This window comes from Paenarthrobacter sp. NPDC092416 (assembly GCF_044755025.1).
In the GTDB taxonomy this organism is placed as follows: domain Bacteria; phylum Actinomycetota; class Actinomycetes; order Actinomycetales; family Micrococcaceae; genus Arthrobacter.
Genome location: NZ_JBIVQG010000015.1, coordinates 49,785 through 74,658 on the forward strand (window position 1 = coordinate 49,785; position 24,874 = coordinate 74,658).

Genomic DNA, 24,874 nt, shown 5'->3' on the forward strand with positions numbered 1-24,874 from the left:
TATATACAGTTTAGCTTAATTGCTAATAAGCGAAGGAGCTAGACCATGCGTGTAGCCATCACTGGTGGGACCGGGTTCGTCGGACGTCACCTCGCGGAGCGGTTGGATCCAGAAGACACCGTCATCGTGTCTCGACGGACGGGGGCGCCGATCGACGACGTGGATGCCTTGACGGCTGCGTTTACTGGCTGTGACGCTGTGGTCCATTGCGCGGGGATCAACCGTGAAATCGGCGACCAGACCTTTTCACGCGTGCACGTCGACGGCACCCGCGCCGTCATCGAGGCCGCGCGACGAGCTGGCGTACAGCGGATCGTTATGCTGAGCTTCCTCCGGGCACGACCCAACTGTGGATCCGCCTACCACGAGACGAAGTGGGCGGCAGAGGAACTCGTGCGGCACTCCGGGATCGACCACACGATCCTCAAGGCGGGCATGATTTACGGCCCGGGCGACCATATGGTGGACCACGTGGCCCGCGCCGTTCGCACCTTTCCGGTTTTCGCGACTGTTGGGTATCGCGACCGGACGGTCCGCCCCATACCAGTCGAGGAAGCCGTCAACGTGCTGCTGGCGGCCGTTGAGGACCGGGTTCCCAACCCAACCGTCGCCGTCGTTGGCGCCGAGGAACTTGAGCTTGGAGCGGCAGTTCGCCGGATCGCCGGCGTCGTAGGCCGGCGGCCTCTGTACGTGCGCGCCCCGGTGTGGGCCATTCGCGGACTAGCTCAGTTAACGGAGTGGACCATGGTGGTGCCGCTCGTCGCGAAAGCTCAAGCGCAGATGCTCGCCGAGGGAGTTAGCGAGCCTTCGCCGTTCGCACCCGAACTTCCCCACGGGCTCCGCCCGGTTCTCCCGTTCGACGACGATCGCATCCGTGCCGCGCTGCCCGACGGTGGATTCGGCCTCAACGACCTCCGCATCACGAAATGGTGGGCCGGGAAGCGTCGTTAGAAGGGCTGCCAGGTGAGTCTCCCAGCCTGGTGCCAACAACAGCTCGAGGAACAACCCCGCCGCAGCTGCGATGGCTGCGGCAACTTTCCACTACATCGGTTGATGTGGATGTCTGTCCGGATCAGCGCGGGCCGAGGACGCAGAACTCGTTGCCTTCCGTGTCAGTAAGGCACTTCCATGGCACGTCGCCTTGGCCGACATCGGCGTCAGTGGCGCCCAGCGCCCGAAGCCGAGCGACCTCTGCCGCTTGGTCATCACCTGGATAGGGCATCACGTCCAGATGGACACGACCCCTCTCGGTCTTCACGTCAGGCGTGCGATGGAATTCCAAGTATGGGCCGACGTCCTCGGACGAACGCAGCCTCGCAAGGTCGTCGCTCACCTCGTGCAAGGTCCAGTCCATTGCCTCGCTCCAAAACCGGGCCATAACCCTCGGATCAGCGGAGCTGACTACGACCGCTGCGATGGGACCGGTGTCCAGGTAAAGGGGTCGGGGCTCCAGCACGCAGAACAGGTTGCCCTCCGGGTCGGCCATCACCGTCCATGGCACATCGCCCTGGCCGACGTCGGCGAGCGTCGCCCCTAGATCCTGCAGGCGAGCGACCAACTCTGTCTGATGCGCCACAGACCTGGTGGCGAGATCGAGGTGCGCACGGTACCTCACCGTTTCGGGGTCGGGGACTGTGACGACGTCAACGCAGACGGCGACCGGGTCCGGCCATACGAAGCCAAGCGGTTCAACGTTGGTCACGCCAGGTCCCTCGCTGGAAACGCCCCAATCGAGTGCATCCGCCCAAAACCGGCCGAGCGCCGAGTCATCCCGAGCCTTGAAATTCACCTGAACCAATCGCAGCGCCATAACGCCTGACCCTATACGTAAGGCAATAGTGGATCTTGGAGGCGTGCCCTCGACCGAGCCCGCCCTCGACGCAAGTCGGGCGAAAATGGCTGCCTAAGGTTTGCGGCCGCAGCATCCCACGCGCTGGTTTTTCGACGGGCAGGTCCTTCCTCAGATGAGCGTGTCGAGCTTCTGCCAGAACGCCAGACGAAGGGCTTTGCGGACACCCTGAAGGTCGGTTTTGTATTCGCCGATCCGCTGGGCGCAGTCTTTCAGCAATACACGGTCGATCTCCACTGGAAGGATGGGCCGGTCCGCCAACAGGTCCACCAACTCCCCCTGGGTGACGGAGCCGTACCAGCTGGCCGCGACACTTTCACCGACCTCCTGGGCAACGTCCATGGGGCTTTCTTCGGGAACGATTGCGCTTCCACTGCCGCCAGAGCTGTACACCAAGGACACCTCCGCGGGGTGCGACCGCGGCGGCACGTGGTGCAGTGGACGGGACGGAACAGCTGGCTTGCTCATCGGGACACCCGGTTTCGGCACGGGTCGCGGCACCGGGTGGCCCGCTGGGGCTGTGGGCGCAGTGGCGGGCCGTGGTGCTTCCTGGACGATCCGAGTGAAGCAGGAATCGATCAATTGCGGCGGCAAGGTGATGATGCTGTCCACCCGCAATGCCAGATGCTCGGCAACCGACATGACGCCGAGGCGGTGGCCCGAGTCAGCAACGCCGACCAGGACGACCTTCATGCCCAGATCCTGGGCTTCCTCCACCGCTTCGGCCAAATCATCGTCACCGGAGACGAGATAAGCGACGGATGCCGCCCGGTTCCGAGCCACTCCTACCAGGTCGAGACCCAGCTTCAGGTCGACGCCCTTCTGCTCCCCGTTGAAGGAGATCCGTCCCAGCCGGACCTTCACCCCAGGCAAGAGTCCGATCTGCTTGTGCTGGTCGGTAAACAACGCGTCTTTGGAGGCGTCATACCAATATGTCCGCAACACGTCGATCCCCGAATGCTGCTCGGTGCAACGAAGGATGCCCTCGATCAGCTTCTCGTAGTCGACCCGGAAAGCCGACCTCAGCGAGGTTCCCACCACCTTGGTGCCTCCCACTGCGAGAAGGAAACCTGCATCGACGAAGATTGCGCGCTGGGACACCATGGCCCCGATCCTACCGGCAGACAAAGCGTTCGATCGTAGGTGGACTAGTGGCCGCCGTCGTCAGCTTGCTGTGGGGCCTTGACTCGGCTGGTCGTACTGACGTTCCTCGGGCTGTGACGCGACCTCCGGGTCAGCGACTGGAGACTCCCCCGAAGCCTGCCTTCCGTCCGACAGGACCTTGTCGTTCTCGGATGTAACTTCTGTCCATGCTGCAGGCGCCGCCGGAGGCTGTTTGAACCGGAGCAGGCGGATCGCATGCGCAAGGATGGCAACGTGGAAAATCACCGCGACGATGTTCCGCATTTCAGCGCCCGCGGTCGCGACTTCGATGAAGTTGATGATGTCGGGAATGATGAAGAGACTGGACAAGGCAACCGCTGCAACCAGAGGCGGCTTGGCTGTGCCCATGCGGGACTTGATGTTCCAGATCCCACCTGAGATCAGGGCGATGGCAACCACTGCTTCATAGGCGTCGTGAACGAATATCTGGTTTCGTTCGCTCTCGCTGAGAGTGGCGAGAACCGATCCGTATTTCCCGTACCCCCAAACAAGCAGCAGCACTTTGAGCACTCCAAAGATGACCAGAACGGTTCCCATGGTCATCCGGCCCTTGCGATGCTTTACGGCTTTGGGATCCTCTGCGAGAAGACGTTGATCATTCGGATGGGGAGGCTGAAGGCTCATGTGGGTTCCCTCCAAGACTGCAGGGAGTACCCAGTGCGCCCCCATCGAGAACAATGTAACAGTCGGGATGCCGGCAAGTTGCGTTACCTCACGGCAAGCACCAACACCGGAACAAACAACGCATGAACACCGCTACAAGGCGGTCATATCGCAGCAGTTCCCCGCTCAGAGTCATTGGCGAAGTCACCGACTGGGCACGACCCGCGCCCGAGGCGTCGCACGCGTGGAAAGAACGCCTGGCAGTACTCCTGGCTGACGAGCGCGGCGAAATCATCAACTGAATAGGCCGCCCTCCCGACGTTCGTCGCGCTCGGTTCAAGCCCATAGCCGAAGCTCATCGTCTAGTCTCCGCCCGCAAGGATTGGGCGAGCCGGCAATATGGGAACGCTGATAACCGAATCCTGTTGATGTTCGGCTCCAGCGGGCATAGCGTTGAACTGGAAGCCCGCCGGTCCCCCATCGGCGGGCTTTCTTGCGCCAGGGGTCATTGGAGTTCGTAGCCTCGCTCCTGCCACTGGTGTCCTCGGTGGTGCCATTCTGGTAGCGCAGTGGCGATGGCCCTGGGGGTGATATCAGTCCCATAAGGATCTCGGAAAAGACGACAAAAGGCACAGAAGAGTCCGCGGAATGAAGACGAAAACTGAGCACACTGCCCTCATTTCACGTGCGGTTTTCAGCCATAAACGACGGCTGGGCCCGATCCGAGTACTACGCGAATCAGGCCCAGCTTCCGACGCTCATCGGATGAGTCAAGCACCATCCTTGGAAGTTACATGTCCAGGTGGCCCAGGAACTCTCCGGTGTACGGGCAGAGGTAGGCGACGGTGTCTTTCACACGGACTGTGAAGTCGGTACCGCCTGGGACCTCGAACCGTTCGCCTTCCTTGTAGGTTGTCCACTCCCCCTGACCGGCGGGTTGCTGAACGTCCCAGGTCCCGCGGACCAGGTGCATCCATTCCTTGACAGGAGCTTCGAATTTCCATTCACCGGGCTCCATAACGCCGACGGTGAAGTTTCCCTGCTCGTTCTTGAATTCAAGGCTTCGTACTTGTCCCTCGAAGTACTCGTTCTGGCCGATCATGGCATGCTCCCATTCGCAGTTGTGTCTTCGGCTCGCTGGTTGCGGCCTGCTGGGGATCACACTATTGAAGCCACCGCGCCCAAACCATCGCCGGAGCGTACTCTTTGTTGAGTAAAGAGTGGCCCGAGCGTACATAAATGCGATCCGATCGTTGTTAATATGAGGCCATGGCACACGAATCAAAGGCGTTCACACTGGCCAAACTGGCTGCCACCTCAGGGCTGGGGCTGACGATTGCGCACGGAGGCAGCGACGCCGAACGAGCCGCTGGCATCCCGATCTACATCGAGCGGGAGGGGCCATTTCCGGAGCTGTACGGCAGGGAGATAGTGCTCACGAGCGGACTGCATATCGGGGACGACTGGAAAGCCTGGAAGGTTCTCCTGTCGGAAGCCACGGGTGCTGGCGTTTCCGGGCTCATCATCGGCCTCGGCACCGAGGCAGCATTCGAGAGCCTCCCCGCACAGGTATTGGCTCTGGCCAAAGAGCATGACCTGCCACTGCTGACCGGCAACATCGCCGACTTCGGGCGAATCGCGCACACCATCGCTGCCCTGCACTCGGAGGGCCAACGGGAAGCACTCAGACGACCGCTTGATCTACAGATGGAGATCACCGCAATCGTGGCCCGCGGAGGCTCCTTCGGTGACCTGCTTTCAGGGTGGCAACAGCGGACCGAGGAACCTTTGGCTGTATTCGACCGGCTAGGGCGGGTCATGGCCCGAAGCTCGGCCTTTCCATCGAACCTGCTTGCTCCACTGGGCGAACGACTTGCCGGCCACGAAGCACCCCGCCTCGGAGAGCAATTCCGTCTTTCCGCCACCGAGTTGGACGCCGATGCGGGCGGCAAGCCGACGGGAGCCGAAAAGACGGTCGAGATCTCCCCCTTCGCTGGCAACGACACCGTCCGCGGGTACTGCGTCCGTATCCCGACCGGCCAAGATACGGCCGAGCTCGCCGCACCGGCACTTCGTTCCCTCTTGGCACTCGAATTCGAACGCCTGTGGTTCCTCGACGAGTCGGCGCGCCGTAGACGCGCCGAACGGTTTGCCCGCCTCCTGACACTTACGGAGACAGGCAGCGCCCGAACATTCCTCCGGAGCATCGGCATCGATTCAGGGCCCCTGCGGGGCGTGAGCATCGAAGCGCGCAATGAGACCCACGCCGAAGTGCTCATCGACGACCTCGCTGTCGTGCTAGCCACACCATTCATTCGGCACCGCCACCGCATCGTCGAATGCCTGGCAACCGTGGAGCCCCGACAGGCTCTGGCTGACTACGGTCTCGACGCCCCCACGGGGATCGGCACCGGCGGCGCACCCGAGCACTCGGCCCGCAGTATCAGGCAGGCAACCTTGGCCTTGGAGACCAGTCGACGGGCCGGCACCCCCATCGAGTACGTCGACGGAGCCTCACATGAGTTCCTCATCAACGCCGCCCCATCCGAATACTTGGAGGCCTTCTCAAGCGCTGTTCTTGCCCCCATCGAGACCTCGCGCGGAGGCGAAGCCCTCCTAAACACACTGCACACATGGCTTCTTGAGCGCCGATCAGTCGAGGCGACAGCCGAACGTATGGGAGTCCACCGGCACACAGTGCGGAACCGAATGCAGCGGATTGTCCAGATCACCGGCCACGATCTGGACGGCATCGATGCACAGACCGAACTCTGGCTTGCGCTTAAAGTCCGGGGCTTCAGCGACAGCTCACTCGCATCGCCCCCAGGGCCATAACAAACAGTCGGGGTTCGCCGCTCCGGCCATATTCTGGTGCGACGTTAGCTGCCATGATGGTCGTCACATCGTGCGGACCCACCGCGAAGATCCGGTACTCAAATGAGGAACGACATCATGCCCATCACCGTAGCCACCACAGATTCCGTCCCCCGATCCATACTCCGCCGAGTCGTCATCGCCAGCGGGCTCGGCACCTTGCTGGAGTACTTCGACTACGCCAGCTACAGCTACCTCGCGACCACCATCGCAATGGTCTTCTTTCCCCCGGAGGACCGCGCTGTTGCCCTGATGAGCACCTTCGCAGTGTTCGCGCTCTCGTTCCTTGTACGCCCTCTCGGGGCCTTCGTTTGGGGCAGCCTCGGCGACAAAATCGGCCGTAAGAGCATCCTCGCCACGACCATCATCCTCATGTCCGGGGCGACCTTCCTCATCGGATTCATTCCGAACTACGCCACCATCGGCATCGCAGCACCCATCCTGCTCCTCCTACTCCGCGTGACACAGAGTTTCTCTGCCTCCGGCGAGTACGCCGGCGCGGGCACCTTCGTCGCCGAGTACGCCCCCTCAGCCAAGCGCGGACTGCTCACCAGCGTCGTTCCGATAGCAGCAGCCGCCGGGTTCCTGGCTGCGTCGCTCATGGCCACCGTCCTCTATGCCAGCACCTCACCGGAGTTCATGCAGGAGTGGGGCTGGAGAATTCCTTTCCTCATCGCAGGCCCGCTCGGCATCGTTGGCCTCTGGCTCCGCCTGCGTCTGGAAGACACTCCGCAGTTCCGCCGGGTGCTGGAACTCGAAAAGAAACAGCGCCAGATACCCGCTGATCAGCAACCTGACTCGAAACGCTGGTCCGAGACGCGCCAGAGCCTCCCGTCGATGTTCAAGGCACTGCTCGTCATGTCACTCAACGCCGGAGCATACTACCTCCTGCTCAGCTACACGCCCTCGTTCCTCATCGAAGAAGCGGGAATGAGCGAAGCAACTGCCACGCTGGTCGTCACGATCGGCCTGGTCGCACACATCATTTTCATCCCCCTCGCCGCCCGCCTGTCCGACCGGATCGGCCGCAAACGGACGCTGATGATCTCAAGCGTCGCCTTCATCGTGTTGAGCTACCCGATCATGACGCTGCTCTCCTTCGGCGGTGTGATCCTAGCCTCTGCCGTCCTCATCGTGTCGCTGATGTTCTTTGCGATGAATGACGCGGTCTTTCCCTCCTTCTTCACCGAGCTGTTCGGCACGCGTTCGCGCTACCTCGGATTCGCGCTACCGTTCAACGTCGGGGCCATGCTCTTCGGCGGTGTCGCACCGCTCATCGGCACCTGGTTGATCGCCACCACCGGCAACCCCAGCTCGCCGGCGTTCTTCCTGATGGGCATCGGCGTACTCTCAATGATCGGACTGTTGATGAGCGCCGAAACCGCACGTAGGCCACTCGCCGATGAGCAAGCTGAAGTACGCAAGCAACCAACCCCTATGGTGTAGCGCCATAACACCGCAGGACCCGCCTTTCGGTGCTAACGCAGGGCCGGGCAGCAATTCTGAGTGATGCTGTCCGGCCCTCGCCGCGGATCCTATGGGCAACCCAGGCAATCGAGGGGGATCATTTGCCGTTGCCTGGTCCGCTGCGTTCGGTGAAGACAAGCTGGTCGTGCAGGCACCCAACACACGCTGCCTACACGCACACCCAGCAGTAGAGTCGCTGCCCGGAAGCTTCGGACCGTCGGGCAAGGCTGGCCAAGTCTTTCAAGAAACCAGCAAGATCGGCGGGGTCAGCTGCGTTCCAGAACTCCTCGGTTTCCGACCACGGGACCGCCACTTGCTCAAGGGCTTGATCCGAGGCGCTGGCCAACGCAGCGGAGAGGGCCTCTGTCAGGGTCAGTACGAGACGCTCCCCGCCGTCCCGGTCCGCGACGGCGTGACCGCTCCGTGGATTGTCCATGACGTCGTCAAAGGACCGGCCGGTGAGCAGCTCCTCGAGTGTTCCCAGCTGCACGACCGGATCGATGTTCTTGACCGATACCGTGTCGAAAACTGCCAGCGTCGGGTCAGTCCCGGTCGTACGTGCCGGCGGTTGGCGTTTGCGTCCGAAGATGCCTCGCTTGGGCTCTGCCGGCGGTACGATCGTCGCCTGGGATCCAGGACCGCCGACACGATCGATCACCGAGGCTGCTTCCTCGTCGGAGGCTGCAGCAAAGTAGTCATAGAGAACGCCCATGGTGGACATTCTCCATCACTCGAGGAAGAGTCGCCGCCAATGCACCTGGTTGAGCACCATCGACGCGGTTGACCACTACTGGACAGTGGACGTCGAAATCATCGGCATATGGGAGGACGGGCCGGCCGCCTGCATGGTGCACTGCCAAACCGCTTGGAACCTTGTTGGCCACGACCCCAGGACGAGCACGGCATCGTGTGGGTGGTGATTCCTAAGGACCGGCGGACCCCGGAGCCACCTGCCTAGGGTCCTGGCGAAGCTCGGCGATCCATAGGTAATGAAGAAGTCAGGCCTTTCCGCAGTTTGATGCTGGGAAGTTGGGGATCACCACAGCAGTTCCAGGCTGACGACCTCAACTGTCGGCCTTGACCGCCGCCACTCGTCTATTAGTTGGTCCAAGTCCGATTCGTGACCGGCCAAACCAAGTACGAACGCATCCGACGCAGGCGCAGCATGGTCGTGTCCTTCGCGCGGAGAGCCGTGGGAGCAGTCCGAACACATCATTCGTATTCCTGACCACTCGTCCACGCCGAGTCCCCGGCGCCCGAGCGTATCAGCCAACACCTGAAGGTCGCTTTGTTCAGCACCGGTGATCTGTGCTTGCCATGTGGGGATTTCGGACGCTTCGAGCCGTTCGAGCTCGTTGAACACTGACACTTCGCGCCCTTCATAGAGGCGGGTCCCTTGGGGTTCACCATCATGGAGAAGGACATCCCGGAACCTGTGCCCCGATTCGGGCATTGGCACGCTGCTGATCACGGCATGGGCAGGGCTCCGCCGCCAGCACCAGACCACCTCGGTTTCTCCGGCAGCGGGCAAAAGCTGGTGAGGAAGACTTGCCCGGTCCGGATTGATCCGCACCGGTGCCATCCCGCAATCGTCGTCGATGGGTCCGGCCCCGTCGTCGAAACCTGCCAGACCGTAGGCAGTCCACGCCGTCCTAGCCGTTGCCCAATCCCCCAAGGCCGTTGCGGCGATACCCAGGTTCCAAGCTGCAGGGCTGGCGCCGCCAAACTCGGCGGCCTCCCTTTCGGTGAACAATTCCAGTGCACGCTGATTCCGCTGGGCGCTTTCGGGCCAGTTACCACGGGCCTTCGACAGCAGGCCTGCCTCGAACCAACTAAAGAAGACTTCCGGGGCGACCTCGAGGAGCTCCGAGGCGTACTTTTCGGCGCTCTCAACGTCACTTGCCTCGTTGGCAGCCTGCCAGTCACCCCACACCTGACGGGGTGCCCGCTTCTTCTTAAACCCTGACCACACGCGTCCACTCATCCGACAAGTATGCAGCCCACAAATAGACCCTGTGCTCGTAGGAACCGCCTGAGGGACCGTGCGAGCTCTGCGACTTCCTCGAAAGCACGACCAGCGATCTGTTCGGACCGCATGAAATCCGCCGCCGACCTGCTCCAGCACGTCTCGCTGCCAGCCAGTGCATGAGAATGGCAGTTTCTTCGAGAACTCCATCCCCTGGCGGGTCCGGCGTTTTGCTTGTTGATCCACCTGTTGTGCCATAGACGCTCGCAGGTAGACCTTGGAATTGTGCGGATCGCTTGCGTTCGCTCAAGGTCACCCCTAGGGCTCCAGGCCATGGATCTGTTACTTAAGGTGGCCGTCCGTCTTGGGTGGCGTTATGAGAGGAGACCGCTAGCAACTCCTCCAGTTGGACTGCGGAGTGAGCATCAAAAGGCGCCTCTGAGTACTCATTTCTGCGCGTTGTTGTCATATTTCTTGCCTCTTGACCAAGCTTGTTGCGTTATGCGAGCATTGTATTGCGCGTTCAACGCAATTCCCTCGAGTTCTCGTGACCGAGGTGTGACATCGACGACAATGAGGTTGAGACATGGCCGTACCGATAAAGGCGACGCTGGAGAAAATCCCCGGCGGGATGCTTCTTATTCCACTTCTTCTCGGTTCCCTGATTGGGACCTTCGCGCCGGGAACTGCCCAGTTCTTCGGTTCGTTCACCGGAGCCCTATTCACTGGAGGAACGACAATCCTTGCGGTGTTTTACGTCTGCATGGGCGCAAGCATCGACATAAAGTCCACCCCGTACATCCTGAAGAAGGGAGGGGTTCTCCTAGGTTCCAAAGTTCTTTTGGCGATGGTCATCGGCTTGATCGCAGGGCGTTTCCTCGGCGAGCTCCCTATCTCGGGCGGCTTCTTCGCCGGCATTTCAACGCTCGCGTTGGTCGCTGCTTTCAACGACACCAACGGTGGGATGTACATGGCCCTCATGCGACAGTTCGGCAAGCCGAAGGATGTCGCAGCCTATTCCGTAATGACGCTGGAATCCGGTCCGTTCCTGACAATGGTCACCCTCGGTGTTGCCGGTCTCTCCGCCTTCCCCTGGCAGACACTCGTTGGAGCCATTCTGCCGTTGCTGCTGGGCGCCATCCTTGGGAACTTGGACCCTGAAATGCGCAAGTTTATGGCAAGCGCCGCTCCGGTAATGATCCCCTTCTTTGCGCTTGCCCTGGGCTTCGGCCTCAACCTTCAGATGGTGTGGACCGCTGGCCTGCTGGGCGTACTGCTCGGCCTGTCTGTGCTATTGGTAGGTGGGGCCGTGCTCTTCGTCGCCGATCGGCTGACCGGAGGCACCGGAGTCGCAGGTTTGGCGGCGGCAACCACGGCCGGCAACGCTGCTACCGTGCCGGCCCTGGTCGCCGCGGCAAACCCCGTTTACGAACCGGCGGCTGGACCCGCTACGGTCCTCATCGCAGCGTCTGTCGTAGTCACGGCGATTGGGGCGCCTTTTCTAGTCGCTCTCTGGGCTCGACGGGCAGAGAACAAAGCAGAAGCGACCCCGGCCGAGGTGGCGGCGTAGTGGAACTCCTCATTGTCGCGGACGACCTAACGGGCGCGGCTGACGCTGCGGTTCCTTTTGCCGGTACCCGAGAAACCGCGGTATTGGTCCAGGCCGGCGCCAGCTGGCCCGCTGCAGAAGTTCTCGCGATCAACACGGAAAGCCGCTACCTCGACGAGCGAAGTGCACGGAAAAGCGTCGGGGAAACCCTTCTCAAGGCAACCGTTCACAGCAGCGTCCGTGTTTTCAAGAAAATCGATTCGCTGATGCGGGGAAACGTTGGCGTTGAAATTGCAGCGACTCTGGAGGCGCTGAGCCGGCCCGACCGCCCGGTGCTGGCCATAGTTGCCCCAGCTTTTCCACGAACAGGACGCACGACGGTCGATGGGTGTGTCCATGTCGAAGGCTCTCGGGATTCTGCCAACATTGACATCGGGAAAGTCCTAGCTGACGTCGGATTGTCACACGCCCTCGTCTTGAGAGACCAATGGACCGATGCAGAATCGCTGTCCGAACTCCTCCGGCAGATTCTTTCGGCCCGTATCGACACCGTCATTGTTGACGCCCTGGACGACGTCGACCTGTCCGCCATTGTTGCCGCCGCAAAGGTCTTGGGAGAACAGGCTCTTCTCGTCGGTTCCGGAGGCCTGGCCGCCCGGCTGGCATTATCAATGGCAGAGGAAGACGCTACGACGGCTCCAGACGCGTCGCGCAGGGTGTGCCGCGCAGAAGGTAACACCCTTGTAGTCATAGGTAGCTATGCGCCGACCAGTGCCGCGCAGCTGAACGAGCTCGTTCGAGCAGGCTTTGAACACGTCCATCTGGACCATGCCGCGACTGGAAATTCAGAATCAATCAACCCCGATACCACGATCAGTTCTCTGCAAGCGGCACTCAGCCGCGGGCGTGCGGTGCTCACCCCCGACCCTTCAGCCCCCCTCGACAAGAAGCAGGCAAAGAAAATCGCGGCAGCGCTCGGGGCTGTCGTTCAAGCAGTTCACACCAACGTTTCATCCATCGTAATTTCAGGCGGTGAAACGGCGTTCGCCGTGCTGGATCGCCTCGACATACCCGTGCTGAACATCCGTGGGGAAATCCAGCCGGGGATAGTCGCCGCAGAGATGCCAGGACTGAGGCAGCCTTTTGTTACTAAATCAGGGGCATTTGGTGATGTTGATGCACTCACTTCAGTAGTTGAATATCTAGAAAAACCTATGCACAAAGCAACCAAAGGAATATAGCAATGACCCGTCCAATTGTGGCGATCACCATGGGAGATCCCGTCGGCATTGGCCCCGAAATCATCGCGAAAGCCATGCTGGACCCGATCCTGCATGAGCAGGCGCGCGTCTTCGTTATCGGCGATCTCGCACGTCTCGAACTCGCAATGAAAATTGTCGGCAGTCCGCTCCAGACCCGTCGAATATCCTCTGTGGAGCAGGCGTCGTTTGCTCCGGAGACCATCGATTGCTTCGACATTCCCGGCCTTGATCCCGAGCTGCCCTGGGGAATCCTCGCTGCGGAAGCAGGTCACGCCGCTTTCCTCTACCTGGAAAAGGCCGTTGAGCTCGCTATGAACCGTGACATCCACGCGATCTGCACGGCACCCCTGAACAAGGCCGCGCTTCATGCTGGCGGCCACAAGTATCCTGGACACACTGAGCTACTCGCCGAACTTACCGGCACACCCGAAGTCTCCATGATGCTGACTACACCTAAAATGCGCGTAATCCATGTGACAACACACATCGGGCTTATTGACGCAGTGGCAAAGATCGATGGGCCATTGGTCTACCGGACCATCCGTCGCGGATACGACCTGCTCGTCCGCGCTGGAGTCGAAAATCCACGGATCGCTGTGGCGGCTATTAACCCCCACGCCGGCGAGAACGGCCTCTTCGGCTACGACGAAGAGGCACAGAAAATTGCTCCGGGGATCGAACAGGCGCTGGCCGAGGGAATCGACGCCGAAGGCCCCCTCCCGGCCGACACGCTGTTCTTCAAAGCCGGACGTGGTGATTACGACATGGTTGTGGCCATGTACCACGATCAGGGCCACGGACCCGTGAAGGTCCTCGGCCTCGAGAATGGCGTAAACATCACCGTGGGCCTGCCGGTTGTACGCACATCCGTGGACCACGGAACTGCTTTCGACATCGCAGGTAAGAACATCGCCGATCACGCCTCCATGCTCCAGGCGATGAGAGCGGCTGTCGAACTCGCAAGTGTTCGAGAGGGAGTGGCACAATAACTAGACCATGAATGCCAAAGAGCGACGAACATCGATAGAGGCCACTCTCGGGGTACGCCCTGCTAGCGTCGAAGACCTCGCTGAGGAATTCGGCGTCTCGCCGTCGACCATTCGTCGGGATCTCGACCGCCTGACCAGCACCGGCAGAATTCACCGTACCTACGGAGGGGCTGTCCCCGCGGCTTACCCGCCACGGGAACGAAGCCTCCTCGAACGTGAACAGATCGCCGGCGACGCGAAACGGAAAATAGGCCGCTTTGCTGCATCTCTCGTCGCTCCGCATTCGGTAAATCTACTCGATGCTGGTACGACAGTCGGCGCCATGGCCGAGAATCTGACGAGTCGCAACAATCTCACGGTTATCACGAACGGAATGACCTGCGCCCGGATCCTTGAGCATGCCGAAGGTGTTGACCTCGTTCTGCTCGGAGGTTCCTTGCGACACATAAGTTCCGGAACCGTCGGCCCCCTCGCCGAGGCTGCGTTGCATTCCCTTACGGCGGATGCTGCGTTCCTGGGGGCCGACGGCGTCGATCCGAATCGCGGTCTCAGCGAAAGCACAGACCAGCAAGCTTCCCTCAAGCGTCTCATGATCGATGCCGCCAACGAGGTGTACGTACTCGCCGACGCCACCAAGCTAGGCGCTACGTCTGCCCATTGGTGGACCGCTATCGCCCGGCCATGGACACTCATCACGGATTATTCCGCTACGCCTGAACAATTGGATGCTTTCAGTAAGCGGCCCGAGATTACTGTATGCGTCGTACCTGAGTAGCCCACGTATTCTGCTTTATCACGCCGGTGCACCGGTAATTATCGCTGCGCTTGCGGCAGCCAGGAGGCATTTCTTCCGCCGAGTCCGATAGCTGCAGTTCAGCCTCAAAGCGGACGATCTCCGGTGGGAAGCTCGGCCAATGGGACACTTTTGGCCACGCTATCCTCTAACATCAGCATTGTTCACGCGGACACCGCTGATGATAGATAGATGCCAAGGGTTAGCCATGTGGCGTAAGTCGCCGACGTTTCCATGACGTCCACTTATTTGCTCGGGTAAGGGGCCCAGGGGGCAGTCGGTTCGGGAATTTCTTACAGCAGGTCGAGATCCCTGGACTTGCTCACCCTTGGTGCCTGGACGATTCACCTTTTCAACCGCGACACCCTGCACCCACCTCTACAACATCTGAATTAAATCAAATCCGTCGCGATCTGGGATATCTCAACCGCTGGCTGGCGACTCAACGGTGCCCGGAAGACATCCTCACGTAATTCTTTGAACGCCGCTTGGAAATGATAGATGGGCAATTCCGAAGCGTGCCGAATCGTCGGAATCAGCCGTAGTTCCGGCACGCGATGGCGTTCTGAAGCCCGGCGACGTCAAAAGGATCGCTCCCATCTCCCGTCTAAGACCAGCCGCGATTTCTGCCCGATTTCTCTCCGAGTCCGAACGGATCACGATCGCGGACCTCCTGCATGCCGGGCGGAGCATTCGCGCTATCGCAATGGAACTCGGGCGCAGTCCTTCCACCGTGAGCAGAGAGATTCGCCGGAACATTCACCAACCCTCTGGCAACTATCGTCCGCGGACAGCACAGCGCAACGCTGGAGCCCCCGCCAGATCAGCCACCGTCTACGCGCTGATCTCCCGGGAACAGACCGTCGTATTGGTCCCAGGTCTGGCGTCGAATTCCGCTCGTGCTGTCAGCCGCAACCATGTCCCCCTTGAGTCGACGACGACCTTTGGAACCTCAATGCTTGCGAGCCAGTTTCCCACTACCACGTTCAAAGTGGGGTTGGATGCGACTCGACCCGCTCGCTCTTGGCGTTCCCTCATGGATGCCAGCAGCGCGGTTGTGGCTTTGCCCTTGGTTGAACCGAACTTGCTATACGTCCGGGTGACACCGTCCCAGCCGCAGAACCTGCAACTGGCCCTCCACTTCCCGGTCGTCTAGTCCTTCGTGGCGCCGATCGTTCCCCAGGTGCCAATGGGGAGGCTGGACCTTCCCATCAGATGGTCACCCCCGATGCTTCAGAAGGAGTTGTACGCGTCCCTGCGGTCCGCATACTGCCTCTGTAACTCTGACGCTTTAAGGCATCGGCCCCACTCCTGGCATTCCTATATTCCAAGGCGACCGCCGTAATCGGTCGAAGCGTGCCGGCGGTATTACGGGTGTCCCTAAACTCCCTTGCGTTGCCTCGGTCGGTCGCCGGTCCCAAGGTCTTGTTGCCTGACTGCATGGCTCCTTCTATGCAGCTGAGAAGCCCGCCGGTGTCGTCCGGCTTCTTGAAAGAGTGTTGTAGACGTGTAGTGCCCTGCATTTCAGACACGAAAAACCCCTCCGTTCCGGGCAAAATCGCCGGAATGGAGGGGTTCGTGGAGCCCCCTGTCGGATTCGAACCGACGACCCCCGCTTTACAAGAGCGGTGCTCTGGCCAACTGAGCTAAGGAGGCATGCCCCGGTGACCGGAGGCATACGCCAAACGGCGCTAGATAAGGGTAGCCCAGACCGTCCCCGTCATGGAAATTGCGCCGGCCCACCACAACAACCATTCAGACAAAACAACGGCGGCCGCCACCCAAAACACAGGGTGAGCAGCCGCCGTCGTGATTCCCTAAGACTTAGCCCTTGGCGTCAACGGCGGTCTGGATGTCGGCGTTCAGGTCGGTGGTGCCGTCCCACTGCTTGCCATCAATAAAGATGGTGGGCGTTCCGGTGATGCCGATTGCGGCAGCTTCCTGGGTGGCGACCTTCACCCAGGGGCGGTATTGCTTGTTGTCGATGCAGGAGTCGATGTTCGCGGCTCCCACCTCCGTGGCCATGGCCTTCAGGTCCTTGTCCGAGATACCTGCGCTGCCTTCGGCCGGCTGGCGCTCAAAGAGCAGGTTGAAGAAGTCGGCGTACTTTTCCGGCGAGGCGTTCACTACACACGCCGCGGCGTTGGCTGCGCGGGAAGAGTAGTTGGTGCTGGACTGCTGGTCCAGGAAGCCCAAGGGGCGGTATTCGAGGGAGATCTTGCCTTCATTGCGGAGGCTGGTCAGTGATTCTCCGTAGGTGGTCTCGAACCGCTTGCAGACCGGGCAGATGAAGTCGATGTATGCGACAACCTTGACGGGCTTGCCGGCTTCGGCTTCGCCGCCGGGAACGGTCACGGTGGCGGGCTTGGTGGCCGGGGCGGAAGGAACGTCGGCCACGTTGACGGTGGCAGGTTCGGACTTGACCACTTCAGTGTTGGCGAGCAATGTTACGCCGCCGTGCACGTTGCCGTTTGCAGGTGTAGGACCTTGGTCAGCGATCGGCGCGTTCTGCTGAATGCTGGTGGTCACCACGAGCGCAATGACCGCGAGGATTGCTACGACGGCCACCACAATGCCCCAGCCGATCAGGAGCTTGTTGCGCTTGTCCTTTTTCAGCTGCGCTTCGCGGATTTCGCGCGCTTTTTCCCGTGCCTGGGCGGTGCGTTCGGCCTTGGACAGGCGTTGTTCGTTTGCGGGGCTCATCAGTTCCTCGGGGTTACTCGACGTCGTAGTGAATAGCTAGGGCAACGGGGTCAGTTTACGGGAGGTAACTTGGAGCTCCGCCGCGGACCTGCCGACCCGGTTGTTGAACGATCAAGTGCCGCTGAAGATTCCGCCGGTAGGCTGGGATGTGAGTCACAGCAACCCCAGGGAGCATTAATGCAGGAACCGGCAAGCGAAAAACTCACATCGGAAGAAAGCGCCAAAGCGTCGCCCCGCAAGCGCCCTTCCGCGAGCAAGTTCGACTTCATGGTGGTCTCGAACAGGCTACCCGTCGATCGTTGCAGCGGCGACGGCAACAGCGACGGCGGCGACGGCTGGCGCCGCTCGCCCGGCGGCCTGGTCACGGCCCTCGCACCGATGATGACAAAGTCCGACGGCGCGTGGGTGGGTTGGCATGGCGCGCCGGATGAAACTGTGCGACCGTTCAGCCACGAGGGCATGGACCTTATCCCCGTGCAGCTGAGCAACGACGACGTGGAGCTGTTCTACGAGGGCTTCTCCAACGCAACCATTTGGCCGCTCTATCACGACGTCATCGCGCCGCCGGAGTTCCACCGAACCTGGTGGGACAGCTACCGCAAGGTCAACCGGAAGTTCGCGGACGCCGTCGTGCGCCATGCCGCTGAAGGCGCCACTGTCTGGGTGCAGGACTACCAACTCCAACTGGTTCCCCGCTTGCTGCGCGAAGCGCGGCCGGACCTCAAGATCGGCTTCTTCAACCACATCCCGTTCCCGCCACCGGAGATCTTCGCCCAGCTGCCATGGCGCAAGGAAATCATTGATGGCCTCCTGGGCTCGGACCTCCTGGGCTTCCAACGCCCCAGCGATGCCAGCAACTTCATGCGGTCCGCTCGCCGCTTCCTGGGTGCCAGCGTCAAGCAGCAACAGGTCCACGTGAAGGGCCCGGACGGCGAGATCACGCACATCGCACGGGCGCAGGCGTTCCCCATCTCCATCGACGTGGACCAGATCCGGGATCTCGCGTCCCAGCCTGAGATCATTGAGCGCGCCCAGCAGATCCGCAGGGACCTGGGCAATCCGAAAACAATCCTCTTGGGCGTGGACCGCTTGGACTACACCAAGGGCATCCGGCACAGGCTCAAGGCCTTCGAGGAACTGTTGCAGGACGGTGCCATCAAGGTGGAGGACGCCACGCTGATCCAGGTGGCCAGCCCCAGCCGTGAGCGCGTGGAACAGTACAGGCTGCTGCGCGAGGAGATCGAGGGCACGGTAGGCCACATCAACGGCACCTACGACACCATCCAAAACACAGCCGTCCGCTACCTGCACCACAGTTATCCGGTGGAGGAAATGGTCGCGTTGTACCTGGCGGCAGACGTCATGTTGGTGACCGCACTTCGCGACGGAATGAACCTGGTGGCCAAGGAATACGTCACGGCCCGTTCGCAGGAGGACGGCGCGCTGGTACTGAGCGAGTTTGCAGGTGCCGCGGACCAGCTCAAGCAGGCTCTCCTGATCAACCCGCACGACATCGACGGCCTCAAGTCCGCGATCTTGCGCGCAGTCACCCTTCCGCCCAAGGAAGCACGCCGGCGGATGAAGTTGATGCGCAAACAGATCCTGGACCACGACGTCGACCATTGGTCTGCGGACTTCCTGGCCGCCCTTGAGGAGAAAGTGATTCGAGATGACAGCTGAGCAGACTCCCCTGACCTTGTCGCCGGAGCTTTTGGAAGCCATCAGGCGCATCGCCGCCACCGAACACCTTTTGGTAGCACTGGACTTTGACGGGACGCTGTCCCCGATCGTCGATCACGCAGGAGAAGCACGTCCCCTGCCGCGCTCGGCGGCGGCGTTGGAAAGCCTCGCCGAACTTCCGCGCACGACGACGGCACTCATCTCAGGCCGGGCACTGGACAGTTTGCGGCTGGTCGCCTCGCCCCCCGCCCCCACATTGCTGATCGGCAGCCACGGCGCCGAGGTCTGGCTGGGCAAGGGTTCCCTCGGGTTGGAACTCGATGATGAGCAGCGGACACGGTTGGAGGAAGTCCGTGAAGTTCTGCAGGGAATCGTGGACGTTGCTCCGGGGACCCTGCTTGAAAGCAAGCCTGCCGGCGTGGTCCTCCATACGAGGCTCGCCGACGACGACGTCGCGGAAGACGCCGTCGAAGCCGCCACCAGGACCCTCCGGGACGTTCCGGGCGTGTACCTGAAGACCGGCAAGCGCGTCCTGGAAACATCGGTGGTCCATGCCTCCAAGGGCGAGGCCGTGGAGTTCCTGCGGCAAGCGACGGGGGCCACCGCCATCCTGTTCGCGGGTGACGACGTCACTGACGAGGACGCGCTGGGCAGGTTGATGGGCGACGATGTCGGCATCAAGGTGGGCTTGGATTTCACTCAGGCCCCGTACCGCGTGGAAGCCCCGGGCCAAGTGTCCGAGCTGTTGGAAGCGCTGCTGCGGGAACGCCGCCGGGTGACATCGGGCACCTAAGGTGTGAGCAGCGCAACATGTGACGTTCGTAACATTTAGGTAAGTGGACCAAAAGTCTGACATACTCTTGGATGTGATGTGACGCACAGTAACCGTGCGGCGTCACGCGATCCTCCCCGGCCACTGGCCGGGGAGTTCAACTGAAGAAAATGAACCATTCACAACGGATCGTCCGGCACGTACCTGCCGGTGAAGGGATTGATAACTGTGGCTACAGTTACTTTTGATAACGCTACGCGTCTGTACCCGGGCACAGATAAGCCCGCCGTCGATAAGCTCAACATCGACATCGCCGATGGCGAATTCCTGGTCCTCGTTGGACCCTCCGGTTGCGGTAAGTCCACCTCCCTGCGCATGCTCGCAGGTCTTGAGGATGTGAACGCCGGCCGCATTCTGATCGGTGACCGCGACGTCACGGACGTTCCGCCGAAGGACCGCGACATCGCCATGGTCTTCCAGAACTACGCTCTGTACCCGCACATGACCGTTGCGGACAACATGGGCTTCGCACTCAAGATCGCCGGCGTCTCCAAGGAAGAGCGCGCAGAGCGTGTTCGCGAAGCCGCCAAGCTTCTTGACCTTGAGCAGTACCTGGACCGCAAGCCGAAGGCACTCTCCGGCGGTCAGCGTCAGCGTGTTGCCATGGGCCGTGCAATCGTCCGTAACCCGCAGGTCTTCCTCATGGATGAGCCGCTGTCCAACCTTGACGCCAAGCTCCGCGTTCAGACCCGTACGCAGATCGCATCCCTGACCCGCCGCCTCGGCGTCACCACGGTTTACGTGACGCACGACCAGGTCGAGGCCATGACCATGGGTGACCGCGTTGCAGTCCTGAAGGACGGCCTGCTGCAGCAGGTTGACACCCCGCGCAACCTGTACGACAAGCCGAAGAACGTCTTCGTTGCAGGCTTCATCGGCTCCCCCGCCATGAACCTGCTGGAACTGCCCGTCGTCGACGGCGGCGTTCAGTTCGGCGGAACGGTTTACCCCGTACCGCGCGACGTCCTCGAAGAGGCACACGGCCAGACCGTAACCGTCGGTTCACGTCCGGAAGACCTTGAGACGGTCGGCAACGGCGAAGGCCTGCAGGTTGAGGTTGACGTCGTCGAAGAACTCGGCGCCGACGCCTACGTCTACGGTCACACCATCCTGGATGGCAAGAGCCACGACATCGTTGCACGCGTCGACGGTCGTCGCCCCCCGATGAAGGGCGAGTCCATCTTCGTTCGCCCGCAGTCCGGCCACGTGCACCTGTTCGACACCAAGACCGGCCTGCGCCTGGGCGACTAATCGTCCAATAAATCCGCATTTTGATAGCGGCCCGACCCTTCCCGGTCGGGCCGCTCTCGCGTTAACCTTCTCCCGGAAAGAACGGCATGAACCCGACGGATAACCTGATCCCCCGGCCCTCGCACGTCGCGCTCCTGGACGGCCCTGGCTTCACGCTTTCACCCACCGCACAAGTCGCAGCGGGCCGCACAGCCCTGCCGGTCGCTGAACAGCTGGCCGCGCTGCTGCGCGTCGGTACCGGTTTCGCAGTTCCCGTCGTCCAGTCGGCCCAGGATGGCGACATCGTCTTCGAACTGGTTGAAAAGCTCGACGGCGGCCCCGAAGCCTATGCGCTGAGCGTCACCGAGGCTGGCGTCCGACTGACGGCCACCAAGGCCGCGGGGTTCTTCAACGCCGTCCAAACGCTTCGCCAGCTGTTCCCGGCAGCGATCGAAGGCCCCATCGCGACGGGCGCGGCACCGGTCGACGACGCGGACGAACACACCGGCACCTGGGTGATTCCCGCCGTCGAAATTCACGACGCACCGCGGTTCGCCTACCGCGGGCTGATGCTGGACGTGGCCCGAAACTTCTTCACCGTGGAGGAGGTGAAGGAGCAGATCGATGTGATGACTCAGTTCAAGCTGAACGCGCTGCATCTGCATCTCACGGATGACCAAGGCTGGCGCATCGAAATCCATGAACCTGGGGACAACCCGTCCGGATTGGCCTACAACAACCTGACTGCGATCGGCGGGCAAGGTGCCGTCGAGGTCCCCAGCGCACTGCCCGCCCTCGGCCGCGGGGGCTTCTACACGCAGCAGGATTTCAAGGAAATAGTGGCCTACGCCGCCACGAAAAACGTCCTGGTGGTCCCGGAGATCGACCTCCCCGGCCACGTCAACGCCGCCCTCGCAGCCATCCCCCAGCTCAACCCGGATGGCCAGGCCAAGCCCATGAGCACCACCTCCGAGGTTGGCTGGTCCACCCTGGACGTCTCGCTCCCCACAACCTACGAGTTCGTGCGCGAAGTCCTTGGTCAGCTTGCCGCCATCACGGCCGGCCCGTACCTTCACATCGGTGGCGACGAAGCCTTGGTGACCGGACACGACAACTACGTGACCATGGTGCAGGAATTCGCGCGGATCGGCGCTGAAACGGGCAAGACCGTGGTTGGCTGGAACGAATACGCCGACGTCGAACTCCCGGAGGGTGCCGTGGTCCAGTACTGGCACGGCGATTTCGCCCCGGTCGTCCAACAGGCTGAAAGCGGCGACTCGAAGGTCATCATGTCTCCCGCGGCCAATACATACCTCGACCAGAAGTACGACGCCACCAGTCCCATCGGCCTCGAATGGGTCAAAGGCGGACCGTTCACGTGGGCTGAATACTACGACTGGAATCCTGCCCAAGGCGGTCTGGATGAGAACCGGATCCTCGGCGTCGAAGGCCCGCTGTGGACCGAAACGGTTCGCGGCAACCAGCAGGCCTACTGGCTCATGTACCCGAGGGCAATTTCCTTGGCGGAAGTCGCGTGGTCCGGCCAAGAGGCCCGGAACCTTGATGACTTCCGACGTCGGCTTGGCGCCTTTGGTGAACGGCTCGCCAAGCAGGGAGTCAGCTTCCAGGCGGCGCCCGACGTCGAGTGGTCCGCAAAGCCGTTGTATCCCTTTGCCGAGACGATGACACCCAACAACACCGAGTACGGAACAATTGAGGCATGAGCGAGCAAAACGAAGCCCAGTGGCACGACGAACCCACCGACTATGGGCAGATCGGCAAGCTCCCCAGGACTGAAGCGGCCAGCGCACAGGACACCGCGCCGCCCGCGAGCGTCATCGGCTCCCTGAACATCACGGCCGCAGCAGCAGACCCGGAACTCCTGGACCTGCCGTGGCACATCGCTTTGGAAGACTGGCCGGCGGAAAACCTGGCTGCCCTCCCCCGTGGTATCTCCCGGCACATCGTTCGTTTCGCCCACTTGGGCGGCTCGGTGATCGCCATCAAGGAAACGTCCGAGCACGTGGCGCGGCACGAGTACCACATGCTGCGCAAGCTGGCCCGGCTCGATGTTCCCTGCGTGGAGCCGGTGGCTGTCATCACCGGCCGCACGACGCCCGACGGCAAACCGCTGAATCCGGTGCTCGTCACGCGGCACTTGAAGTTCTCCATGCCGTACCGCGCGCTGTTCTCCCAGATGCTGCGCAAGGACACCCTGACGCGCCTCATCGACGCCCAGGCGCTGCTCCTGGTCCGTTTGCACCTCATTGGTTTCTACTGGGGCGACGTCTCGCTGTCCAACACCCTGTTCCGTCGCGATGCCGGCGCGTTCGCTGCATACCTCGTGGACGCCGAAACGGGTGAGCTCTACCCGGACCTGTCCATGGGCCAGCGCGAGTACGACCTCGAGATTGCCCGCGTCAACATTGCCGGTGAATTGATGGACCTGCTGGAAGGCGGGCTCATTGAAGAGAAGGTCGATCCCGTGGCAACCAGCGAGCTGATCATGGACAGCTACCGCAGGCTCTGGGCAGAGTTGACCGAGAAGGAGTCGTTCGAGCTTGGTGAACGCTGGCGCGTGGGCGCCCGTATCCGGCGTCTCAACGAGCTGGGCTTCGACGTCGAGGAATACGCCATCAAGACCACGGCGGACGGTTCCACCATCCAGCTGCAGCCTAAAGTCGTCGACGCCGGCCACCACCAGCGGCGCTTGCTGCGCCTCACGGGATTGGACGCCCAGGAGAACCAGGCCCGCAGGCTCCTGAACGACATGGACCAGTTCCGGGCGGACAACAACCCGGACATGGACGAGGAAATCAGCGCCCACGTCTGGGTCAGCCAGATCTTCGAGCCGATCGTCCGCTCCATTCCGCGGCACCTCGCCGGAAAGCTGGAGCCCGCAGAAGTGGTGCACGAGGTCCTGGAGCACCGCTGGTACATGAGCCAGAAGCAGGACCGCTACATCCCGCTCGCCGAAACCGTGCAGTCGTACCTGGACACCGTGTTGCAGCACCGCAGGGACGAGGCAGCCATCATGCTGAACCCGGACACCGAGATGCTCAAGATCCTTGAGGTCGAGGTAGAGGAATCCGGCCGGTACGACGAAGTGGACGAGTACCCGGACGCGGACGATTAATGCATTTTTGTACAGATAACGCCCTGAAGAGCGCTGGCGTCCAAGGGCGTTATCTGTACAAAAAATCAGGGTTCGAGGGTTTCCGCGAGCCCGGCAAGGACGGGTTCGCGGCCCAACTCGATGTGCGAGTACGCCAGTGAGTAAGCCAGATCCGGTCGCCCTTTCAGGATCGCGTTGCAGAGTTCCGTATGCTCATCGCGTTGGAGCTCATTGCTGCGGTTGTGGGCAAGGCCGAAGATCCAGCGCATGCGGCCAAACAGGGGTTTCACGGAATCGATCAGCAACCGGTTGCCTGACAGGCGCACAATTTCAGCGTGCAATTCGGCACTGATGCGCACGACGTCGTCAGGCCGGTCTTCGTCGATGGCTGCAGTTGATGCGGCCATCAGTTCCTCGAGCCGCCCGCCGTCGTTGCCTTCAGCAACGCGGGTGGCGGCCATCCTGGCAGCAAAGGTCTCCAGGCAGAGGCGCACGTCGAAAAGCTCATTGACGTCCGTGAGGGTGAGTTGCCTGACCACGGCTCCGCGCCGTGGGAAGGTTTCCACGAAACCGTCCTGCTCCAACCGCTGAATGGCTTCGCGGACGGGAATCCTGGAGACGTTGTACATCTCCGAGAGTTCGCGTTCGCGCAACCGCACGCCCTGGGCAAACGTGCCAGTGACGATCCCTTCCAGCACCAATTGATAGACCTGCTCAGCACGGGCCTCGTCATCGCGGCCATTCCCGGTTTCCGGCGTCGCCTCAGCCACAGTCAAACTTCCCTTCATGCCCGTGTCC

General features: G+C 61.6%; 22 protein-coding genes and 1 tRNA gene. 14 read left to right on the forward strand and 9 right to left on the reverse strand.

Going from position 1 to position 24,874, the window contains the following annotated elements; all coding sequences use genetic code 11:
• Positions 1-45: 45 nt before the first annotated feature.
• Positions 46-951: an NAD(P)H-binding protein gene (locus ACIQC5_RS21045; RefSeq protein WP_400286975.1), complete on the forward strand. Its 906-nt coding sequence runs from the start codon at positions 46-48 to the stop codon at positions 949-951.
• A 121-nt stretch (positions 952-1,072) separates the two neighbouring features.
• On the opposite strand, the gene ACIQC5_RS21050 is transcribed toward ACIQC5_RS21045, so the two are convergent.
• The 3 genes from ACIQC5_RS21050 to ACIQC5_RS21060 form a co-directional block, all read right to left on the reverse strand.
• Positions 1,073-1,810, reverse strand: a complete 738-nt coding sequence (locus ACIQC5_RS21050; protein ID WP_400286978.1) for a VOC family protein — start codon at positions 1,808-1,810, stop codon at positions 1,073-1,075.
• 150 nt (positions 1,811-1,960) lie between these two features.
• Entirely contained in the window at positions 1,961-2,953 is a 993-nt protein-coding gene (locus ACIQC5_RS21055) for an NYN domain-containing protein (RefSeq protein WP_400286981.1), read from the reverse strand.
• A gap of 60 nt (positions 2,954-3,013) precedes the next feature.
• Entirely contained in the window at positions 3,014-3,637 is a 624-nt protein-coding gene (locus tag ACIQC5_RS21060; protein WP_400286984.1) for a hypothetical protein, read from the reverse strand.
• 122 nt (positions 3,638-3,759) lie between these two features.
• Between ACIQC5_RS21060 and ACIQC5_RS21065 the strand changes: the two genes are divergently transcribed.
• Complete coding sequence (locus tag ACIQC5_RS21065; protein WP_400286987.1) at positions 3,760-3,918, forward strand: rifampin ADP-ribosyl transferase; 159 nt, start codon at positions 3,760-3,762, stop codon at positions 3,916-3,918.
• Positions 3,919-4,406: 488 nt separating this feature from the next.
• Here ACIQC5_RS21065 and ACIQC5_RS21070 read toward each other — a convergent pair whose 3' ends face one another.
• Positions 4,407-4,718 carry a pyrimidine/purine nucleoside phosphorylase gene (locus ACIQC5_RS21070; RefSeq protein ID WP_014921602.1) on the reverse strand — a complete coding sequence of 104 codons (312 nt, stop codon included), beginning with the start codon at positions 4,716-4,718 and terminating at the stop codon, positions 4,407-4,409.
• A gap of 167 nt (positions 4,719-4,885) precedes the next feature.
• Here ACIQC5_RS21070 and ACIQC5_RS21075 point away from each other — a divergent pair, with 167 nt between their 5' ends.
• Together ACIQC5_RS21075 and ACIQC5_RS21080 are read left to right on the forward strand one after the other, a co-directional pair.
• Positions 4,886-6,451, forward strand: coding sequence for a helix-turn-helix domain-containing protein (locus ACIQC5_RS21075; protein ID WP_400286990.1), 1,566 nt, complete (start codon positions 4,886-4,888; stop codon positions 6,449-6,451).
• 117 nt (positions 6,452-6,568) lie between these two features.
• The gene (locus ACIQC5_RS21080; protein WP_400286993.1) at positions 6,569-7,936 is read left to right on the forward strand and encodes an MFS transporter; all 1,368 of its coding nucleotides are present in this window, start codon (positions 6,569-6,571) and stop codon (positions 7,934-7,936) included.
• A gap of 190 nt (positions 7,937-8,126) precedes the next feature.
• Here ACIQC5_RS21080 and ACIQC5_RS21085 read toward each other — a convergent pair whose 3' ends face one another.
• A complete protein-coding gene (locus tag ACIQC5_RS21085; RefSeq protein WP_400286995.1) occupies positions 8,127-8,669 on the reverse strand; it encodes a hypothetical protein in 543 nt (180 codons plus the stop codon).
• A gap of 324 nt (positions 8,670-8,993) precedes the next feature.
• Positions 8,994-9,941 carry a type IV pilus biogenesis/stability protein PilW gene (locus ACIQC5_RS21090; protein WP_400286998.1) on the reverse strand — a complete coding sequence of 316 codons (948 nt, stop codon included), beginning with the start codon at positions 9,939-9,941 and terminating at the stop codon, positions 8,994-8,996.
• Between the two features lie 568 nt (positions 9,942-10,509).
• On the opposite strand from ACIQC5_RS21090, the gene ACIQC5_RS21095 reads away from it, so the two are divergent.
• The 5 genes from ACIQC5_RS21095 (at position 10,510) to ACIQC5_RS21115 (ending at position 15,672) form a co-directional block, all read left to right on the forward strand.
• Positions 10,510-11,493, forward strand: a complete 984-nt coding sequence (locus ACIQC5_RS21095; RefSeq protein ID WP_400286999.1) for a 2-keto-3-deoxygluconate permease — start codon at positions 10,510-10,512, stop codon at positions 11,491-11,493.
• Positions 11,493-12,713 (forward strand): four-carbon acid sugar kinase family protein, encoded by a 1,221-nt coding sequence (locus ACIQC5_RS21100; protein ID WP_400287001.1) that lies wholly within the window; start codon positions 11,493-11,495, stop codon positions 12,711-12,713. The genes ACIQC5_RS21095 and ACIQC5_RS21100 overlap by 1 nt, the downstream gene beginning before the upstream one ends.
• A 2-nt stretch (positions 12,714-12,715) precedes the next feature.
• Positions 12,716-13,723, forward strand: a complete 1,008-nt coding sequence (pdxA, locus tag ACIQC5_RS21105; protein ID WP_400287002.1) for a 4-hydroxythreonine-4-phosphate dehydrogenase PdxA — start codon at positions 12,716-12,718, stop codon at positions 13,721-13,723.
• A 7-nt stretch (positions 13,724-13,730) separates the two neighbouring features.
• Positions 13,731-14,498: a DeoR/GlpR family DNA-binding transcription regulator gene (locus tag ACIQC5_RS21110; RefSeq protein WP_400287004.1), complete on the forward strand. Its 768-nt coding sequence runs from the start codon at positions 13,731-13,733 to the stop codon at positions 14,496-14,498.
• Between the two features lie 709 nt (positions 14,499-15,207).
• Complete coding sequence (locus tag ACIQC5_RS21115) at positions 15,208-15,672, forward strand: helix-turn-helix domain-containing protein (protein WP_400287041.1); 465 nt, start codon at positions 15,208-15,210, stop codon at positions 15,670-15,672.
• Between the two features lie 423 nt (positions 15,673-16,095).
• On the opposite strand, the gene ACIQC5_RS21120 is transcribed toward ACIQC5_RS21115, so the two are convergent.
• Together ACIQC5_RS21120 and ACIQC5_RS21125 are read right to left on the reverse strand one after the other, a co-directional pair.
• Positions 16,096-16,172 (reverse strand) — tRNA-Thr (locus ACIQC5_RS21120).
• A gap of 168 nt (positions 16,173-16,340) precedes the next feature.
• Positions 16,341-17,219 carry a DsbA family protein gene (locus ACIQC5_RS21125; protein WP_400287006.1) on the reverse strand — a complete coding sequence of 293 codons (879 nt, stop codon included), beginning with the start codon at positions 17,217-17,219 and terminating at the stop codon, positions 16,341-16,343.
• Positions 17,220-17,396: 177 nt separating this feature from the next.
• Between ACIQC5_RS21125 and ACIQC5_RS21130 the strand changes: the two genes are divergently transcribed.
• From ACIQC5_RS21130 to ACIQC5_RS21150, 5 genes are all read left to right on the forward strand, one after another.
• The gene (locus tag ACIQC5_RS21130) at positions 17,397-18,899 is read left to right on the forward strand and encodes a trehalose-6-phosphate synthase (protein WP_400287007.1); all 1,503 of its coding nucleotides are present in this window, start codon (positions 17,397-17,399) and stop codon (positions 18,897-18,899) included.
• Complete coding sequence (gene otsB, locus ACIQC5_RS21135; RefSeq protein WP_400287009.1) at positions 18,889-19,692, forward strand: trehalose-phosphatase; 804 nt, start codon at positions 18,889-18,891, stop codon at positions 19,690-19,692. The genes ACIQC5_RS21130 and otsB overlap by 11 nt, the downstream gene beginning before the upstream one ends.
• 207 nt (positions 19,693-19,899) lie before the next feature.
• Complete coding sequence (locus tag ACIQC5_RS21140) at positions 19,900-20,982, forward strand: ABC transporter ATP-binding protein (protein WP_141285772.1); 1,083 nt, start codon at positions 19,900-19,902, stop codon at positions 20,980-20,982.
• Positions 20,983-21,068: 86 nt separating this feature from the next.
• Positions 21,069-22,685, forward strand: coding sequence for a beta-N-acetylhexosaminidase (locus ACIQC5_RS21145; RefSeq protein ID WP_400287011.1), 1,617 nt, complete (start codon positions 21,069-21,071; stop codon positions 22,683-22,685).
• Complete coding sequence (locus tag ACIQC5_RS21150; RefSeq protein WP_400287013.1) at positions 22,682-24,097, forward strand: DUF4032 domain-containing protein; 1,416 nt, start codon at positions 22,682-22,684, stop codon at positions 24,095-24,097. The genes ACIQC5_RS21145 and ACIQC5_RS21150 overlap by 4 nt, the downstream gene beginning before the upstream one ends.
• A gap of 65 nt (positions 24,098-24,162) precedes the next feature.
• Here ACIQC5_RS21150 and ACIQC5_RS21155 read toward each other — a convergent pair whose 3' ends face one another.
• Complete coding sequence (locus ACIQC5_RS21155; protein ID WP_400287015.1) at positions 24,163-24,864, reverse strand: GntR family transcriptional regulator; 702 nt, start codon at positions 24,862-24,864, stop codon at positions 24,163-24,165.
• Positions 24,865-24,874: the final 10 nt, after the last annotated feature.

What these genes read in the sequence shown, in the direction of transcription:
- ACIQC5_RS21045 (WP_400286975.1), top strand. Translation starts at nt 46, where the DNA reads ATGCGTGTAGCCATCACTGGTGGGACCGGGTTCGTCGGACGTCACCTC.
- ACIQC5_RS21050 (WP_400286978.1), bottom strand. Translation starts at nt 1,810, where the DNA reads ATGGCGCTGCGATTGGTTCAGGTGAATTTCAAGGCTCGGGATGACTCG.
- ACIQC5_RS21055 (WP_400286981.1), bottom strand. Translation starts at nt 2,953, where the DNA reads ATGGTGTCCCAGCGCGCAATCTTCGTCGATGCAGGTTTCCTTCTCGCA.
- ACIQC5_RS21060 (WP_400286984.1), bottom strand. Translation starts at nt 3,637, where the DNA reads ATGAGCCTTCAGCCTCCCCATCCGAATGATCAACGTCTTCTCGCAGAG.
- ACIQC5_RS21065 (WP_400286987.1), top strand. Translation starts at nt 3,760, where the DNA reads ATGAACACCGCTACAAGGCGGTCATATCGCAGCAGTTCCCCGCTCAGA.
- ACIQC5_RS21070 (WP_014921602.1), bottom strand. Translation starts at nt 4,718, where the DNA reads ATGATCGGCCAGAACGAGTACTTCGAGGGACAAGTACGAAGCCTTGAA.
- ACIQC5_RS21075 (WP_400286990.1), top strand. Translation starts at nt 4,886, where the DNA reads ATGGCACACGAATCAAAGGCGTTCACACTGGCCAAACTGGCTGCCACC.
- ACIQC5_RS21080 (WP_400286993.1), top strand. Translation starts at nt 6,569, where the DNA reads ATGCCCATCACCGTAGCCACCACAGATTCCGTCCCCCGATCCATACTC.
- ACIQC5_RS21085 (WP_400286995.1), bottom strand. Translation starts at nt 8,669, where the DNA reads ATGGGCGTTCTCTATGACTACTTTGCTGCAGCCTCCGACGAGGAAGCA.
- ACIQC5_RS21090 (WP_400286998.1), bottom strand. Translation starts at nt 9,941, where the DNA reads ATGAGTGGACGCGTGTGGTCAGGGTTTAAGAAGAAGCGGGCACCCCGT.
- ACIQC5_RS21095 (WP_400286999.1), top strand. Translation starts at nt 10,510, where the DNA reads ATGGCCGTACCGATAAAGGCGACGCTGGAGAAAATCCCCGGCGGGATG.
- pdxA (WP_400287002.1), top strand. Translation starts at nt 12,716, where the DNA reads ATGACCCGTCCAATTGTGGCGATCACCATGGGAGATCCCGTCGGCATT.
- ACIQC5_RS21110 (WP_400287004.1), top strand. Translation starts at nt 13,731, where the DNA reads ATGAATGCCAAAGAGCGACGAACATCGATAGAGGCCACTCTCGGGGTA.
- ACIQC5_RS21125 (WP_400287006.1), bottom strand. Translation starts at nt 17,219, where the DNA reads ATGAGCCCCGCAAACGAACAACGCCTGTCCAAGGCCGAACGCACCGCC.
- ACIQC5_RS21130 (WP_400287007.1), top strand. Translation starts at nt 17,397, where the DNA reads ATGCAGGAACCGGCAAGCGAAAAACTCACATCGGAAGAAAGCGCCAAA.
- otsB (WP_400287009.1), top strand. Translation starts at nt 18,889, where the DNA reads ATGACAGCTGAGCAGACTCCCCTGACCTTGTCGCCGGAGCTTTTGGAA.
- ACIQC5_RS21145 (WP_400287011.1), top strand. Translation starts at nt 21,069, where the DNA reads ATGAACCCGACGGATAACCTGATCCCCCGGCCCTCGCACGTCGCGCTC.
- ACIQC5_RS21150 (WP_400287013.1), top strand. Translation starts at nt 22,682, where the DNA reads ATGAGCGAGCAAAACGAAGCCCAGTGGCACGACGAACCCACCGACTAT.
- ACIQC5_RS21155 (WP_400287015.1), bottom strand. Translation starts at nt 24,864, where the DNA reads ATGAAGGGAAGTTTGACTGTGGCTGAGGCGACGCCGGAAACCGGGAAT.